The following is a 14,656-nucleotide window of genomic DNA, read 5'->3' as shown; positions in this document are numbered from 1 at the left end:
ACCAGCCGAAGTCCTCAACGAGGTACTCTCAACGCCGCCAAAAACAACAGGCGTTGCGACGACCGCGTGAATCCGCCGGCGATTATCGTCCCTGGCAGCCCCGCAGATGCGCGGCTAGCGGATCTCGCGGGCCGCGGCGATGTCGATGACGGCCTTCTCCAGGGCGTACTGCGGGTCGGCGGCCTGGCCCTTCACCTCGCCGTTGAGCCGCGCGGCCACCTGCATCGCGCGGGTGAGCCCGGGCGCGGACCAGCCGCCGGCCCCCTGGCGGATCTTGCGGATCTTCCAGGCGGGCATGCCCAGCCGCCCGGCCAGCGTGTTGGGATCGGCGCGTCCGGCGGCCGCGACCTTGGCGACCGAGCGGACCGACTCCGCGATCGCGTCGGCGATCACCACCTCCGCGGCCCCGTCGTGCAGCGCCCAGCGCAGCTGCTCGAGGCCGGACTCGAGCCTCCCAGCGACGATCTCGTCGGCCACCGCGTACACCTTCAGGTCCGCGCGGCCGCGGTAGTAGCGCGCCACCGTGTCGACGCTGATCGTGCCCCCGGCGTCCGAGACGAGCTGGCGGGCCGCGCTGGACAGGCTGCGCAGGTCCTCGCCGACGGCGTCCACCAGGGCGGCGGCGGCCTTGGCGTCGATCTTGCCGCCGGCGGACACCACCTCCGAGCGGATGTACTTGATGCGGTCGTCGGCGGACTTCACCACGGGGACCCGCTCGACGGCGGCACCGAGCTTCTGCAGGTCGGTGGCCAGCGCCTTCGCCCGGCCACCGCCGGAGTGCTCGACGACGAGGCAGATGTCCGGGTCGGGGGACGCCGCGTATTGCGTCAGGATCGTCACGAGGTCCTTGGTGGACTGCTCCGCGGACTTCAGCACGACGATGCGGTCACCGCCGAACAGCGCCGGGCTCAGCGCGTCGGCCAGCGCGTTCGCGGCATCGCTCACCGCGGCGTCCACCCGCTCGAGCCCGAGCTCGACGTCGCCCCGCGCGGCACGCTGCGCGGCGACCGCCTTGGCGCTCGTCTGCGAGCGCAGGAACTCGTCCTCGCCCACGACGAGGACGAGGCGCTCGGCGATCTGCGGCATGCCGACGATGGTCTCACGCACCGCCGACACCGGACACGGCGAGGCCGCCGTCAGTGCGGGTGACGAGCACCGTCCCGTCCCGATCGGTGCGGCGCACCACCATGCCGAGGCTCTCGAGCTCGGTCACGGTGTCCGCCGCCGGGTGCCCGTAGTCGTTGTCCGCGCCGACCGAGATCAGCGCGATCCGGGCGCCGGTCCGCGCGAAGAAGCCCTCGGCGCGGTTCTTGCTGCCGTGGTGCGGCACCTTGAGGACGTCGGCCCGCAGGCAGCCGCACCCGAGCAGCGTCTGCTCCTGCTCGACCTGCGCGTCGCCGGCCGCGAGCATGGTGAGCCCGCCGACCGTGGCGCGCGCGACGACCGAGTTGTTGTTCGGGTCGCTGGAGCTGCCCAGGATGCGGCGTACCGGGCCGAGGACGAGCACGTCGACCGCTCCGGCACGGATGCGCCATCCCGGAGCCACTTCCTCGACGGGTACGCCGTGCCGGGCCGCCAGCGTCCGGATGGACGTCTCGACGCCGGCACCGTCGAACCCGCCGAAGACCACCCGACCGACGTCGTGGTGCGAGAGCACCGCCGGGATCCCGGCGACGTGGTCGTCGTGGAAGTGCGTGAGCAGGACGAGTGGGACGTCGTCGACGCGGAGCCGTCGCAGGCAGTCGTCGACCGCGGCCGGATCCGGCCCGGTGTCGATCACCACGGCCGCGTGCGGTCCGGCGCGAGCGAGGACCGCGTCCCCCTGCCCGACGTCGCACGCGGCGACCAGCCAGTCGTCGCTCGGTCCGGGCACCATGACGCACCGGACGGGCGCGGCGAGCACGAGCGCGCCGACCAGCAGGCCGGCCAGCACCTGCCGCGCTACCGGGTGCTGCCGGGTGGCGCGGATCAGCAGGGCCGCGGCGACGAGGCCGCCGAGCACCACGCACAGCGCGAGCAGGCCTGCCGGCAACGGGATCTGCCACGGCCCGGGCTCGGATCCGAGCCGGGCCACCACGCCGATCCAGCGGGTGCAGAAGCCGCCCGCAAAGCACAGCAGCTCGGCCGGGAGCGCGGCGAACGGCGCGCACACGGCGGCCGCCACACCGCAGACGGTGGCGAGGGGCACGGCCGGCGCGGCGAGGACGTTGGCGATGACGGACGCGACGTTGACCGTCGGCAGCAGCAGCACGACGACCGGCAGGGTGGCGAGCGCTGCGGCCCCGGCGACCGCCAGCGCGGCGGCCAGCGGCAGCGGCAGTGAACCCGCGAGGCGCGCGGTCCAGCCGGCGCCGACCGTGACGATGGCGGCCGTCGCCAGCACCGACAGCACGAACCCCACGGACACGGCCAGGCTCGGCAGCAGGACGACCAGCCCGAGGACGGCGGCGCTCAGCGCCGGGACGGCGGATCGCGGTCGTCCGGAGGCCAGGCCGATCAGCATGACGGTGCCCATCGCCGCCGCCCGCAGCACGCTCGGCTCCGGTCCGGCGACGACGACGAAGACCGTCAGGCCGACCGCAGCGGAGCCGATCTGGGCGCTGAACGGCATCCGCACGGCGCGCAGCCCCCACAGCAGGGCGCCGACGATGACCGCGACGTTCGCGCCGGAGACGGCGAGCAGGTGGGCCAGCCCGGAGCGCCGGAAGTCCTCCTGCACCGGCGCGCTGATGCCGCTGGTGTCCCCGTCGACCAGCGCGACGAGGAGCCCGGCGGGATCGGGATCATTCACGGCCGCGGCCTCGCGCAGGCCGGCGCGGACGCGTTCCGCGAGCACGCTCCACCGCGGCGCCGAGCCCTCGATCCGCGGTGCCCCCGCGCCGACGATCAGCGCGACGACCGACGACGCGCCGGTGGGCCGCAGGGCGGCGCCGGCCGCCCGCACCGGGGTGCCCGGCAGCACCCCGGCCCATTCGGAGCGGTCACCGAGCACCATCACGGCCACGTCGCAGGCGCTGCGGTGCCCGCGGTACTCGGCCCGTTCGACGGCCACCTGGACGACCACCCGGTCGGGTGATCCGCGCACCGTACGCGGGCGGGACTCCACCACACCGGAGAACCGGAGATAGCCGTCGTGATCGGCGGCGACGCTCACCACCGAGTCCTGGCGCGCCTCCAGCCGGCTCAGCGCGAGGACGCCGATGACGCCGGCTGCGATGCAGGAGGCCAGCACCAGCGGCAGCCAGCGGGGCCGCCGGTGACGGACGCGCACCGCCAGACCGGCAGCCACGATCGCGGCCAGCGCGACGAGGACGCCCAACAGTGCCGGTCGCGCCGACACCTCGCCGAGGGCCACGACCAGCCACGCCAGCAGCGCGACGGGCACCAGCCGGAGGTCGTGCTCGCGCCAGGTGCTCACACGGTGACCCGGTCCTTGATCTTGGCCATGATCGACGGGCCCACGCCCGAGACCTGGGTGAGCTCGTCGACGGCGGCGAACGGGCCGTTGTCGGTACGGAAGTCGATGATCCGCTGGGCCAGCACGGGCCCGATGCCGGGCAGCCCGTCGAGCTGCTCCAGGGTGGCGGAGTTGAGGTCGACCGGTCCGGTGGGGGCCGCAGCACCACCGCCGGGGTCGGGGGCCGTGGCGGGCGGCGCGCCGGGGACGCCGACCGCCACCTGCTCGCCGTCGGTCAGCTTGCGGGCGATGTTGATGCTGGTCAGGTCGGTACCGGGCAGGGCACCGCCCGCCGCGGCGAGGGCGTCGCTCACCCGCGCGCCCTGCGGGAGGGTGTAGAGCCCGGGGGTGGTCACCGCGCCGACGACGGCGACCACGATCGTTGCCGCTGCGGACGTCGACGGGGCGGGGCCGCCGCCGGTCTGGTCCGCGGTGCCGGCCGCGCCGGGGACCGGCTCGGCGTCGGACTTCTCGTCGGCGGCGGCCACGGACGCCGGTGCGGGCGGCACCGGCGTGGCTGCGGGGCGCAGGAACCAGGCCACGGCAGCCGTCGCGACCGCCGTTGCGACGGCCACGGCGACGAACACCAGCACGGGCGTACGCCGGCGCAGCCATCGGGCGCGCCAGGCGCCACGGGGCGGTTCGTAGCCGTCCCCGAAGCCGCCGAGGGCCACGCGCGAGACCTCGCCGGGGGCGACGTCCGGGTCGCGCGGCGGATCGTCCGGAGGGTCGGCCGACGGCCTCATGGTCTTGGCCATGATGGTCTGCAGGTCGGCTATCTGCCGTTCCGCCTCGAGGTCGTCCGCCCGGCTCATGCCCGGCACGCTACGCAGCCCGACCCGCGTCGCCGGCCCGGCGAGAGAGCGCTGTGGAGAACCGCCGGGCTGTGGACGAGCCGGATGCGGCGGCTGGGCCGCTACCTCAGGGCCGGCACGACGATGACGGCGAGCATGCCCGGGCCGACGTGCGCGCCCAGCACGGCACCGACCTCGCTCACCACGATCTCCGAGGCCGACGGGATCTCCTCCGCGAGCTCGGCGCGCAGCCGCTCCGCGCGCTCGGGGGCCGCCAGGTGGTGGACCGCGACCAGGACGTCACCGTCGATCGCCGCGGCCGCCTCCACCGCCAGGGCCTTCAGCCGCGCGATGGCGCGCGTGGCGGTCCGCAGCTTCTCCAGAGGCAGGATCCGGCCGTCCTGCAGGTGCAGGATCGGCTTCACCGCCAGCGCGGTGCCGAGCCACGCCCGGGCCGCGCCGATCCGGCCGCCCCGGCGCAAGAATTCCAGAGTGTCTACATAGAAGAAGTTCGAGGTGTTCTGCAGGGAGGTCACGGCGGCGTCGTAGACCTCGTCGCTGCCGGCGCCGGCCGCGGCGCGGCGCGCGGCGACGAGCACCGGGAAGCCGAGCGCCATCGCGGTCACCCGGGAGTCGACGACCCGGACGACCTGCGCGCCGGCGTCGGAGTTGCACTGCACGGCCGCGAGTCGCGCGGCGTCCCACGTCCCGGAGAGCTCACTGCTGATGTGCACGCTGACGATGTGCTCGTAGCCCTGCTCGAGCAGCGCGCGGTAGCGCTCCACGAACTGCGCCGGGGTGGGCCGAGAGGTGGTGACGGTCAGCGACTTGTCACGCAGCTTCGCGACCACGTCGGCGGGCGTGACGTCGATGCCGTCCTCGCCCTGCTGGTCGCCGAGGATCACGTGCAGCGGGATGACGTCGATCGGCAGCCCTTCGGCGATCCCGGGTGGCAGGTAGGCCGTCGAATCGGTGACGACGACCGTTCCGCTGGGCATTCCCAGACCTTACCCGGCGGCGCGGCGGCGCCGAACGCCCTCGACGCCGATCAGTGCAGCGAGTCGGTCGCCGACGGCCTCGGCGTGCCGATCTGCGAGTCACCGGCGTCGGAGTCGACGTTGAGCTCCTCCCGGGTGAGCGTCCGCGGATCGCTCAGGGGGTAGATGTTGTGCCCGTGCAGCCGCCACTGGCCACCGCTGGTGCGCCGCAGCTCGCTCCAGTGGCAGTTGCGCAGCGGGGCGAGCAGCGACCACAGCTGCGGCGGGATGCCGATCAGGCTCGCGGTGAGCGCCTTCAACGATCCCCCGTGCGCGGCGAGGACCACGGTGCCCGACCCGGCGTGCTCGATCTCGGCGACCAGCTCGTTGGCCCGGGCGGCCACGTCGAGCGCGGTCTCGCCGTTGCCCGGGTTGGCGCGGCGACCGCTGGTCCAGTCGGCGAACTGGGTCGGGAAGCGCTGCTGGACGCCCGCACGGTCCAGGCCCTCCCAGTCGCCGAGGCTGGTCTCCCGCAGGCGCGGGTCGGCGTGGACGGGCAGCCCGACGAGGTCGGCGAGCGCCTGCGCGGTGGTCAGCGCCCGCGAGAGGTCGCTGGCGTAGATCGCGGTCGGCGCCTCGGCGGCGAGGTAGGGAGCCGCCTCGCGGGCCTGGGCGATACCGGTCGCGTCGAGCATCGTGTCGTACTGGCCCTGGAACCGGCCCGAGGCGTTCCACTCGGTCCGGCCGTGCCGCCACAGCAGCAGCCGTTCGACGGTCACGCGCCGGCGTCCTCACCTTGCTTCGGCGCCGACGCGTCGGTGAACGGGATGTGCGGGCAGTCGCGCCACAGCCGCGGCAGGTCGTAGAAGGAGCGCTCGTCCGAGTGCTGCACGTGCACCACGACGTCCACGAAGTCCAGCAGCACCCAGCGGCCCTCCCGGGCTCCTTCCCGGCGGACCGGCTTGACCTTCTGCTTCAGCAGGGCCTCCTCGACGGCGTCCACGATCGCGCCGACCTGTCGCTCGTTGCTCGCCGAGACCACGACGAAGCAGTCGGTGATGACGAGCTGGTCGCTCACGTCGATGATGACGATGTCCTCGCCGAGCTTGTCGGCGGCGGCCTGCGCCGCGATGGTGGCGATCTCGACGGACCGCTCGGTGGCACTCATGAAAAGCCGGGGCTCCTTCTGCGGGCTACTGCTCGCGGTAGAGATGACGTTTGTCGATGTACTGGACGACGCCGTCCGGGACGAGGTACCACACGGGCATCCCTCGGGAGCGCCGCGAGCGGCAGTCGGTCGAGGAGATGGCCAGCGCGGGGACCTCGACCAGCGACACGGCGCCCTCGGGAAGGCCCTCGTCGTCGAGGTGGTAGCCGGGACGGGTCACCCCGATGAAGTGCGCGAGCTGGAACATGTCCGCGTGGTCCTTCCAGTCGAGGATCTGCTGGAGGGCGTCGGCGCCGGTGATGAAGAACAGCTCCGCGTCCGGGTAGAGGCGGTGCAGGTCGTGCAGCGTGTCGATCGTGTACGTCGGGCCGGGGCGGTCGATGTCCACGCGGCTCGTCGAGAAGCGCGGGTTGGACGCGGTGGCGATGACCGTCATCAGGTAGCGGTCCTCGGCCGGCGAGACCTTCTTGTCGACCTTCTGCCACGGCTGGCCGGTGGGCACGAAGACGACCTCGTCGAGCCCGAACAGCGAGGCGACCTCGGAGGCGGCCGAGAGGTGTCCGTTGTGGACCGGGTCGAAGGTGCCGCCCATGATGCCGATGCGGCTCATGCGGCGATCAGGGTTGTAGGACTCATCAACCACCGACCTTACCTAACGGGACGCGAAGGACTGCGGCTCCCGGGCGGTGTGCCCGGGAGCCACTCGGTACGCGCTAGTACCAGTACTTGCGGCCGCCGATCTCGCGGCCTGCTGCGCCGAGGATGGCCAGGATCAGGCCGATGGCGATCAGGATGCCGCCGATGATCTTCAGCACGGCCAGCGACGGCACCAGCAGGCCGATCACGAGGAGGATGATTCCGAGGATGATCATGTGTAGCTGCTCCAATCAGACGGGCGCGTCGGCGCCCACGACGCCGACGATCTCTGGTTGATCGCCAGCGGGATGATCGTTGCACGAAACGGGTGCGGACACGGCGCAATTGCCGCCGTGTGATCTTGATCGTGATCAGGCGCCGGGCAGCATGTCGTGCACGAAATCGGCCAGCTGCGCGGCTGTGCGGCACTCCTTCATGTCGATGACCTCGGCGTACCGGGTGGCGACCGAGTCACCGCTGCCCCACATGCGCTGCGCCTCGGGGTTGAGCCAGTAGGCGTGCCGGGCGCGCCCGACCATCTGCTTGAGCGACTGCAGCGACGGGTCGCGATAGTTGCTGCGCGCATCGCCGAGGATCAGCAGGCTGGTCTTGGGACCGATCGCCTCGGGCCACTTCTCCTCGAACACGTCGAACGCGTGGCCGTAGTCGGAGTGCCCGTCGAACCACACGAGGTTGGCCTCCGAGCCGATCCGCTGCACCGCCGTGGGCAGGTCCTCGCCCGGGGTGAAGAACGAGGTGACCTCGTCGGTGGTGTCGACGAACGCGAACGCCCGCACCTTGGAGAACTGCTCGCGCAGCGCGGCGGTGAGCATGAGGGTGAAGTGCGAGAACCCCGCCACCGATCCGGACACGTCGCACAGCACGACGAGCTCGGGCTTGTGCTGCTTGCGCGGCTTGTGATGGGTGTTGATCGGGATGCCGCCGGTCGCCAGGGACGCGCGCACCGTGCGGCGGAAGTCCAACCGTCCGCTGCGCCCGAGGCGCCGACGGGCGGACAGCCGGCTGGCCAGCCGGCGGGCGAGCGGGTGCACGGTACGCCGCAGCTCGGCGAGGTCGTCGCTCTGCGCGCGGAGGAAGTCCACCTGGTCGGCCATCGGCCGGATGGTCGTCTTGGCCACCTGCTCCTTGCCCCGGTCCTCGGCGACCCGCCGACGCACCTCGGCGTCGACGTACCGCCGGAACTCGCTGAGGCGGTCGCGGATGGTCTGCCGCGCGACCTGCTCCTGCATGCCGCCGCGCTCGGACTCCGCCTTGTTCAGCAGGCCGTCCAGCAGTTGCGCGACGAGCGTGTCGGGGCTGAGCGCCCGCATGACGCGGTAGGAGTAGTACGACTCGCGGCCGCCGCCGGCGGCACCCTTGCCGAGCTGGCTGACGGCGTTGCGCGCCAGCCGCTTGAGCATCTCGGAGTCGCCGTCCATCAGGGCCTTGGCCAGCGCGTCGCGCCAGGCGTCGATGTCGGGCTGGCCGTCGCCGGCCTCGGTCGGGTCGCCGTCGGCGTCGGGGTCGCCCTCGCCGTCCGCGCCACCCTTGCCGAGCGCCACGCCGTCACCGGTGGCCAGCGGCCACCACAGGTCGAACATCGTGTCGAAGGTGAGCCGGTACGCCGGGCGCTTGACGCAGACCGCGGCGAGACCCTCGCGCAGGTCCTCACGGTTGAGGACGTCGACCGACGCCAGGACGGCCGCGGTGTCGACGCACTCGCCGACCCCGACCGGGATGCCGGCCTCGCGAAGCGCGTTCACGAAGCCCGTCAGGTGGGCCAGCAGGCCCTTGGTCTCGACCGTCTGCGCGCTCATGTCAGTTCAGCCTGAGCTCGCCGGAGGCCTTGGCCGCGTCGCTCGCGTGCTTGAGGACCACGCCCAGGGTCTCCTTCACGGCAGCCTCGTCGAGGGTGTTGATGCCCAGCGCCAGCAGCGTCTGCGCCCAGTCGATCGTCTCGGCGATGGACGGCGACTTCTTCAGCTCCATCGCGCGCAGCGCGCGGGCGGTGCGCACGATCTGGTCGGCGAGGGCGGGCGCGATGTCGGGGACTCGCGAGACGATGATGTCGCGCTCGCGCTCGGGGCCCGGGTAGTCCAGGTGCAGGTAGAGCGCGCGGCGCTTGAGCGCCTCCGACAGCTCGCGGGTGGCGTTGGAGGTCAGCAGGACGAACGGCCGGCGGGCGGCGTGGATGGTGCCCATCTCGGGGATGGTCACCTGGTAGTCGGAGAGGATCTCCAGCAGCAGGCCCTCGACCTCGACGTCCGACTTGTCGATCTCGTCGATCAGCAGGACGGTCGGGTCATGGCGACGGATCGCGGTCAGCAGCGGCCGCTCGAGCAGGAACTCCTCGCTGAAGATGTCGTCGCTGGCGTCGTCCCAGGTCTCGCCGGAGGCGGTCGCCGCGGCGCTGCCCTGCTGGATGCGCAGCAGCTGCTTCTTGTAGTTCCATTCGTACAGCGCGCGGGCCTCGTCCAGGCCCTCGTAGCACTGCAGCCGGACGATCTCCGAGCCGGTGGCGGCGGCCACTGCCTTCGCCAACTCGGTCTTGCCGACACCGGCGGGGCCCTCGACCAGCAGCGGCTTGCCGAGCCGGTCGGCGAGGTACACGGTGGTGGCGGTGGCCCGGTCGGCCAGATAGCCGGCCTGCCCGAGCCGGATCAGGACATCGTCGACCCCACCGAACTGCGGGCGGTGCTGGACACCGATCGGGGCACTTGCGGACTGTTCAGCGCTCAACGCGGACCACCTTCGGGAGACTTGACGTACCTATCACCTTACCGAATCAGATTCGGTGGCCGGCGTGCGCCATGTCACTAACCTCAGGAGGCCGGGCGGGTCTGCCCCTCCCCCTGCACGAGGTACGTCGTGGTCGTGAGCTCCGGCAGCGCCATCGGGCCACGGGCGTGCAGCTTCTGGGTGCTGATCCCGATCTCGGCCCCGAAGCCGAACTCGCCCCCGTCGGTGAATGCGGTGGACGCGTTCACCATGACCGCCGCCGCGTCGACGCGCATCGTGAAGCTGCGCGCCGCCGCGATGGACGACGTCACGATCGCCTCGGTGTGCCCGCTGGAGTGTGCCCGGATGTGCTCGACCGCGGCGTCCAGCGAGTCGACGACGCCGACCGCGAGGTCCAGCGACAGATACTCGGTGTCCCAGTCCTCCGCGGTCGCGGGGACGACCTCGTCGCCGAGCAGGTCGCGGGTGCGTTCGTCGCCGTGCAGGGTGACGTGCTCGCGGCGCAGCGCCTCCGCGGCGCGGGGCAGGAAGTCGGCGGCGACGTCGCGGTGCACCAGCAGCGTCTCGGCGGCGTTGCAGACGCTCGGCCGGCGCACCTTGGAGTTCAGGACGATCGCCTCGGCCATGTCCAGGTCGGCGCTCGCGTCGACGTACACGTGCACATTTCCGACACCGGTCTCGATCACCGGCACGGTGGAGTCGGTTACGACCCGCTGGATCAGCCCGGCGCCGCCGCGCGGGATCACGACGTCGACGAGCCCACGCGCGTGCAGCAGCGCGTCGACCGTCGCGCGGTCGTCGGCCGGCACGCCCTGGATGGCGTCGGCGGGGACACCGCTCGCCGCGCAGGCGTCGCGCAGGATCTCCACGATCGCGGCGTTGGACTGCGACGCCGACGAGGAGCCGCGCAGCAGCGCCGCGTTGCCGGACTTCAGGCACAGGCCGGCGGCGTCGGCGGTGACGTTGGGGCGTCCCTCGTAGATCATGCCGACGACCCCCATCGGGACGCGGATCTGCTGCACCCGCACGCCGTTGGGCATCGTGTAGCCGCGCACGACCTCGCCGATCGGGTCGGGCAGCCCGGCGACGGCACGCAGCTGCTCGGCGATCCCGGCGATCCGGGCGGGGGTGAGCGCGAGCCGATCGATCATCGCCTCGCTCGTGCCGTTGGCACGGGCCCGCTCGACGTCCCGGGCGTTCGCCGCCAGCACGTCGTCCTGTCGCTCGACGAGGGCGTCGGCCATCGCGCGCAGCGCGGCGTCCTTCACCGAGCGCGGCAGCAGGGCCAGGTCGGCGGCGGCCGTGCGGGCCCGCTGCGCGAGCTCTCGGACGATCTGGGTCGCGTCGTTCGCAGATGGGGTAGTCATCGGTGCTTTCCTTACAGGACGGCGATGTCGTCTCGGTGCATGACCTCTCGCTGATGGTCGGCGTCGAGGTCTTGGGTCTGCTTGCCGATCAGATCGGGAAGCTCATCTGAAGAGTAGGCGACCAGCCCGCGCGCGACCGCGCGCCCGTCGTGGCCCACGATCTCCACCGCGTCGCCGACGTCGAAGCTGCCGGTGAGCCCGGTGATGCCGGCCGGCAGCAACGACTTGCGCCGGTGGACCAGGGCCCGCACCGCTCCGTCGTCGATCACGATCTGCCCCCGCGGCTCGCTGGCCCAGCGCAGCCAGAACAGCCGCTGCGAGGGCCGCTTCCCGCGAGCCGGGACGAAGGTGCCGACCCGCTCCCCCGCCATCGCCCGCCGGGCGTGCTCGGGCGAGGTGATGATGACCGAGACACCCGCGCCGGACGCGATCCGGGCACTGTCGAGCTTGGTCTGCATGCCGCCCGTGCCGACGCCGGTCGTCCCGGCTCCCCGCGTGTCGACCGCCAGCAGGGCGCTCTCGTCGTCGAGTACCGACAGCAGGTTCGCGGGGCCCTTGGTCGGGTTCGCGTCGTACACGCCGTCCACGTCGGACAGCAGCACCATGCCCTGCGCGCCGATCAGGTGCGCGGTGAGCGCCGCGAGCCGGTCGTTGTCCCCGAAGCGGATCTCGTCGGTCGCGACGGCGTCGTTCTCGTTCACGATCGGCACGACGCCCAGGCCGAGCAGCCGGTCCAGCGAACGCTGCGCGTTGCGGTAGTGGGTGCGGCGCTGCAGGTCGTCGGCGGTGAGCAGCACCTGCCCCACCCGGAGCCCGTGCCGGGCGAACGCGGCCGCGTACGCCTCGACCAGCAGCAGCTGGCCGATGCTTGCCGCCGCCTGCTGGGTGGCCAGGTCGCGCGGTCGGCGGCGCAGCGCCAGCGGCTCCAGCCCGGCGGCGATGGCGCCCGAGGACACGAGGACCACCTCCCGGCCGGCATGGACGGCCTCGGCGATGACGTCGGCCAGCAGCGCGACACGGTCGGCGTCCAGCCCCGTGGCGCCGCGCTTGCCGGGCTTGGTCAGCGACGACGAGCCCACCTTGAGCACCACCCGGCGCGCCGTGCCGAGCGCCGCGTGTCCCTCAGCGCTCATCGGGCTCCTCGATCTCGTAGCCGTCGGACTCCTTGAGCTCGTAGGGGATGCGGCGGCCGCGCTTGGCGGCGCGGCGCTCGTCGGCGGAGACGCGGGCCCGGGTCTCGGCGGCCTCCAGCCGGGGGTCGGTGCCGCGGTGGCCGAAGGCGACCACGCCCATCTCCCCGGCGACCGACTCTGCGGTCGGCTCCCACCCGAAGCTGACGTCACCGATCGTGACGTCGCAGCCGGGCAGCGCACCCTCGCGGGCCAGCTCGGCCTCGACGCCGAGCTTCGCGAGCCGGTCGGCGAGGAAGCCGACGGCCTCGTCGTTGGTGAAGTCGGTCTGCCGGATCCAGCGCACCGGCTTGGTGCCCTCGACGATGAAGCCGCCGGGCGACTGCGGATCCGGCCGCACCGAGAACTCGTCCTCGCCGATCGCCTTCGGGCGGATGACCACCCGCGGCGCCTCCTCGATCGGGTGCGCCAGCCGGTAGCGCTCCACGGCCGCGCCGAGCGCGAAGGTCAGCGCGTCGAGGCCCTCGTGCGTGACGGCCGAGATCGCGAACACCTCGAACCCCCGCTCGCGCAGGTCGGGGGTGATGAACTCGGCGAGCTCGCGGGCCTCGGGGACGTCGATCTTGGTCAGCGCGACGATGCCGGCGCGCCCCGCGAGGTCGCCGTACTCGTCGAGCTCCTTGGTCAGCGCGTCGATGTCCGACAGCGGGTCGCGGCCGGGCTCCAGCGTGGCGCAGTCGACGACGTGCACCAGCACCGAGGTGCGCTCGACATGCCGGAGGAACTCCAGCCCCAGCCCCTTGCCCTGCGCCGCACCCGGGATCAGCCCGGGCACGTCGGCGACGGTGAAGGTGAACTGGCCGGCCTGGACGACGCCGAGGTTGGGCACGAGGGTGGTGAACGGGTAGTCGGCGATCTTCGGCCGCGCCGCCGAGATCACCGAGATCAGCGACGACTTGCCGGCCGACGGGAAGCCGACGAGACCGACGTCGGCGACCGACTTCAGCTCGAGGACCACCGTGGTCTCCTCGCCGGGCTCACCGAGCAGCGCGAAACCGGGCGCCTTGCGGCGCGAAGAGGCGAGTGCCGCGTTGCCGAGGCCACCGCGCCCGCCGGGTGCGACCGTGTACTCGCTGCCGGCGACCGCGAGGTCGGCGAGCACCTCGCCGGACTGGGTGGCGACGACGGTGCCCGGCGGCACGCGCAGCGTGAGGCCCTCCCCGTTGGCGCCGTTGCGGTGGCTGCCCATGCCGGGCTTGCCGTTGCCGGCCTTCTGGTGCGGCCGGTGGTGGAAGTCCAGCAGGGTGTGCACGTTGCCGTCGGCGACCAGCCGCACGTCGCCGCCGTTGCCGCCGTTGCCGCCGTCCGGGCCGCCGAGGGGCTTGAACTTCTCGCGGTGCACCGACACGCAGCCGTGCCCGCCGTTGCCGCCGGTCACGTGCAGTACGACGCGGTCGATGAAATCAGCCATGAGAAGCCCTTTGGTCGATGGAACGGGTCGAGGGGCGAGAGGACCGACTGGCCCTCTCGCCCCTCGACGAAGAAGTCTTGCTGGAGAACCGGCCTCAGCTGGCGGCGGTCTCGACCTCGACGATGCTGACCTGCTTCTTGCCGCGGCGGCTACCGAACTCGACGGCGCCGGCGGCCAGGGCGAACAGGGTGTCGTCGCCACCGCGACCGACGTTCTCGCCGGGGTGGAAGTGGGTGCCGCGCTGGCGGACGATGATCTCGCCGGCCTTGACGACCTGGCCGCCGAAGCGCTTCACGCCGAGGCGCTGCGCGTTGGAGTCGCGGCCGTTACGGGACGAGGATGCGCCCTTCTTGTGTGCCATGAGTGATGCCTACTTCCCGCTCGTGATGCCGGTGACCTTGACGAGCGTCAGCGGCTGACGGTGGCCCTGACGCTTCTTGTAGCCGGTCTTGTTCTTGTACTTGAGGATGCGGACCTTGGGGCCCTTCACCTGGTCGACGATCTCGGCGTCCACCGAGACCTTCGCCAGCGCATCGGCGTCGGCAGTGATGTCGCCGCCGTCGACCAGCAGCACCGCGGGCAGCGACACTGCGGCGCCCGGCGCGCCGTCGAGCTTCTCGACCTCGAACACATCGCCCTCGGCGACGCGGTACTGCTTGCCGCCAGTCTTGACTACGGCGTACACGGCAACTCCCTGGTTAACGAAATCATCTTGATGGTGCGCAGCGTGCAGCCGCGCGCCGGTGGTGCTTGGGGTGGTGCAAAGTCGGGTGCGCGCACCATGCGAGCAGGCGCGACAAACAAATATATCGCACCGGCCCCCGGCTTGGTCAATCGGCCGGGGGCGGACCTGCCTCACACTTTGGGCTCGGCAGCGGGCGCGGGCGGGCCCGCGGGGCGGCGCGCGGCCCGCCGGC

General features: G+C 72.5%; 15 protein-coding genes. All 15 read right to left on the bottom strand.

The window, feature by feature from the left end:
* Window positions 1-114: 114 nt before the first annotated feature.
* The 15 genes from holA to rplU all read right to left on the bottom strand — a co-directional run bounded on the left by holA (window position 115) and on the right by rplU (window position 14,424).
* Complete coding sequence (gene holA / locus F8A92_RS16700) at window positions 115-1,107, bottom strand: DNA polymerase III subunit delta (RefSeq protein WP_228389522.1); 993 nt, start codon at window positions 1,105-1,107, stop codon at window positions 115-117.
* Window positions 1,100-3,418, bottom strand: a complete 2,319-nt coding sequence (locus tag F8A92_RS16695) for a ComEC/Rec2 family competence protein (RefSeq protein WP_153506314.1) — start codon at window positions 3,416-3,418, stop codon at window positions 1,100-1,102. Before F8A92_RS16695 ends, holA begins: the two co-directional genes overlap by 8 nt.
* Window positions 3,415-4,272 carry a ComEA family DNA-binding protein gene (locus F8A92_RS19145; protein ID WP_153506313.1) on the bottom strand — a complete coding sequence of 286 codons (858 nt, stop codon included), beginning with the start codon at window positions 4,270-4,272 and terminating at the stop codon, window positions 3,415-3,417. Before F8A92_RS19145 ends, F8A92_RS16695 begins: the two co-directional genes overlap by 4 nt.
* A 101-nt stretch (window positions 4,273-4,373) precedes the next feature.
* Entirely contained in the window at window positions 4,374-5,249 is an 876-nt protein-coding gene (locus F8A92_RS16685) for a DegV family protein (protein WP_153506312.1), read from the bottom strand.
* A 50-nt stretch (window positions 5,250-5,299) separates the two neighbouring features.
* Complete coding sequence (locus tag F8A92_RS16680) at window positions 5,300-6,007, bottom strand: histidine phosphatase family protein (protein WP_153506311.1); 708 nt, start codon at window positions 6,005-6,007, stop codon at window positions 5,300-5,302.
* Window positions 6,004-6,396, bottom strand: a complete 393-nt coding sequence (gene rsfS / locus F8A92_RS16675; RefSeq protein WP_153506310.1) for a ribosome silencing factor — start codon at window positions 6,394-6,396, stop codon at window positions 6,004-6,006. The genes F8A92_RS16680 and rsfS overlap by 4 nt, the downstream gene beginning before the upstream one ends.
* A 25-nt stretch (window positions 6,397-6,421) precedes the next feature.
* Entirely contained in the window at window positions 6,422-7,006 is a 585-nt protein-coding gene (gene nadD / locus F8A92_RS16670; protein WP_153506309.1) for a nicotinate-nucleotide adenylyltransferase, read from the bottom strand.
* 103 nt (window positions 7,007-7,109) lie between these two features.
* Window positions 7,110-7,268 carry a DUF6131 family protein gene (locus tag F8A92_RS18690; RefSeq protein ID WP_194291554.1) on the bottom strand — a complete coding sequence of 53 codons (159 nt, stop codon included), beginning with the start codon at window positions 7,266-7,268 and terminating at the stop codon, window positions 7,110-7,112.
* A 135-nt stretch (window positions 7,269-7,403) separates the two neighbouring features.
* A complete protein-coding gene (locus F8A92_RS16665) occupies window positions 7,404-8,849 on the bottom strand; it encodes a vWA domain-containing protein (protein ID WP_153506308.1) in 1,446 nt (481 codons plus the stop codon).
* A gap of 1 nt (window position 8,850) precedes the next feature.
* Window positions 8,851-9,771, bottom strand: a complete 921-nt coding sequence (locus F8A92_RS16660; protein ID WP_228389521.1) for an AAA family ATPase — start codon at window positions 9,769-9,771, stop codon at window positions 8,851-8,853.
* Between the two features lie 83 nt (window positions 9,772-9,854).
* On the bottom strand, window positions 9,855-11,138 hold the full coding sequence (locus F8A92_RS16655) for a glutamate-5-semialdehyde dehydrogenase (RefSeq protein WP_153506307.1): 1,284 nt from the start codon (window positions 11,136-11,138) through the stop codon (window positions 9,855-9,857).
* An 11-nt stretch (window positions 11,139-11,149) separates the two neighbouring features.
* Window positions 11,150-12,271 carry a glutamate 5-kinase gene (gene proB / locus F8A92_RS16650; RefSeq protein WP_153506306.1) on the bottom strand — a complete coding sequence of 374 codons (1,122 nt, stop codon included), beginning with the start codon at window positions 12,269-12,271 and terminating at the stop codon, window positions 11,150-11,152.
* A complete protein-coding gene (obgE, locus tag F8A92_RS16645; protein WP_153506305.1) occupies window positions 12,261-13,739 on the bottom strand; it encodes a GTPase ObgE in 1,479 nt (492 codons plus the stop codon). The genes proB and obgE overlap by 11 nt, the downstream gene beginning before the upstream one ends.
* A 94-nt stretch (window positions 13,740-13,833) precedes the next feature.
* On the bottom strand, window positions 13,834-14,100 hold the full coding sequence (gene rpmA, locus F8A92_RS16640) for a 50S ribosomal protein L27 (protein ID WP_153506304.1): 267 nt from the start codon (window positions 14,098-14,100) through the stop codon (window positions 13,834-13,836).
* Window positions 14,101-14,109: 9 nt separating this feature from the next.
* A complete protein-coding gene (gene rplU / locus F8A92_RS16635; protein ID WP_153506303.1) occupies window positions 14,110-14,424 on the bottom strand; it encodes a 50S ribosomal protein L21 in 315 nt (104 codons plus the stop codon).
* Between the last annotated feature and the right edge of the window lie 232 nt (window positions 14,425-14,656).

The sequence above is a fragment of the Cumulibacter manganitolerans genome, assembly GCF_009602465.1.
GTDB classification, from domain to species: domain Bacteria; phylum Actinomycetota; class Actinomycetes; order Mycobacteriales; family Antricoccaceae; genus Cumulibacter; species Cumulibacter manganitolerans.
Note: the sequence above shows the minus strand (reverse complement) of the source record. Positions and strands in the feature narration are given on the sequence as shown.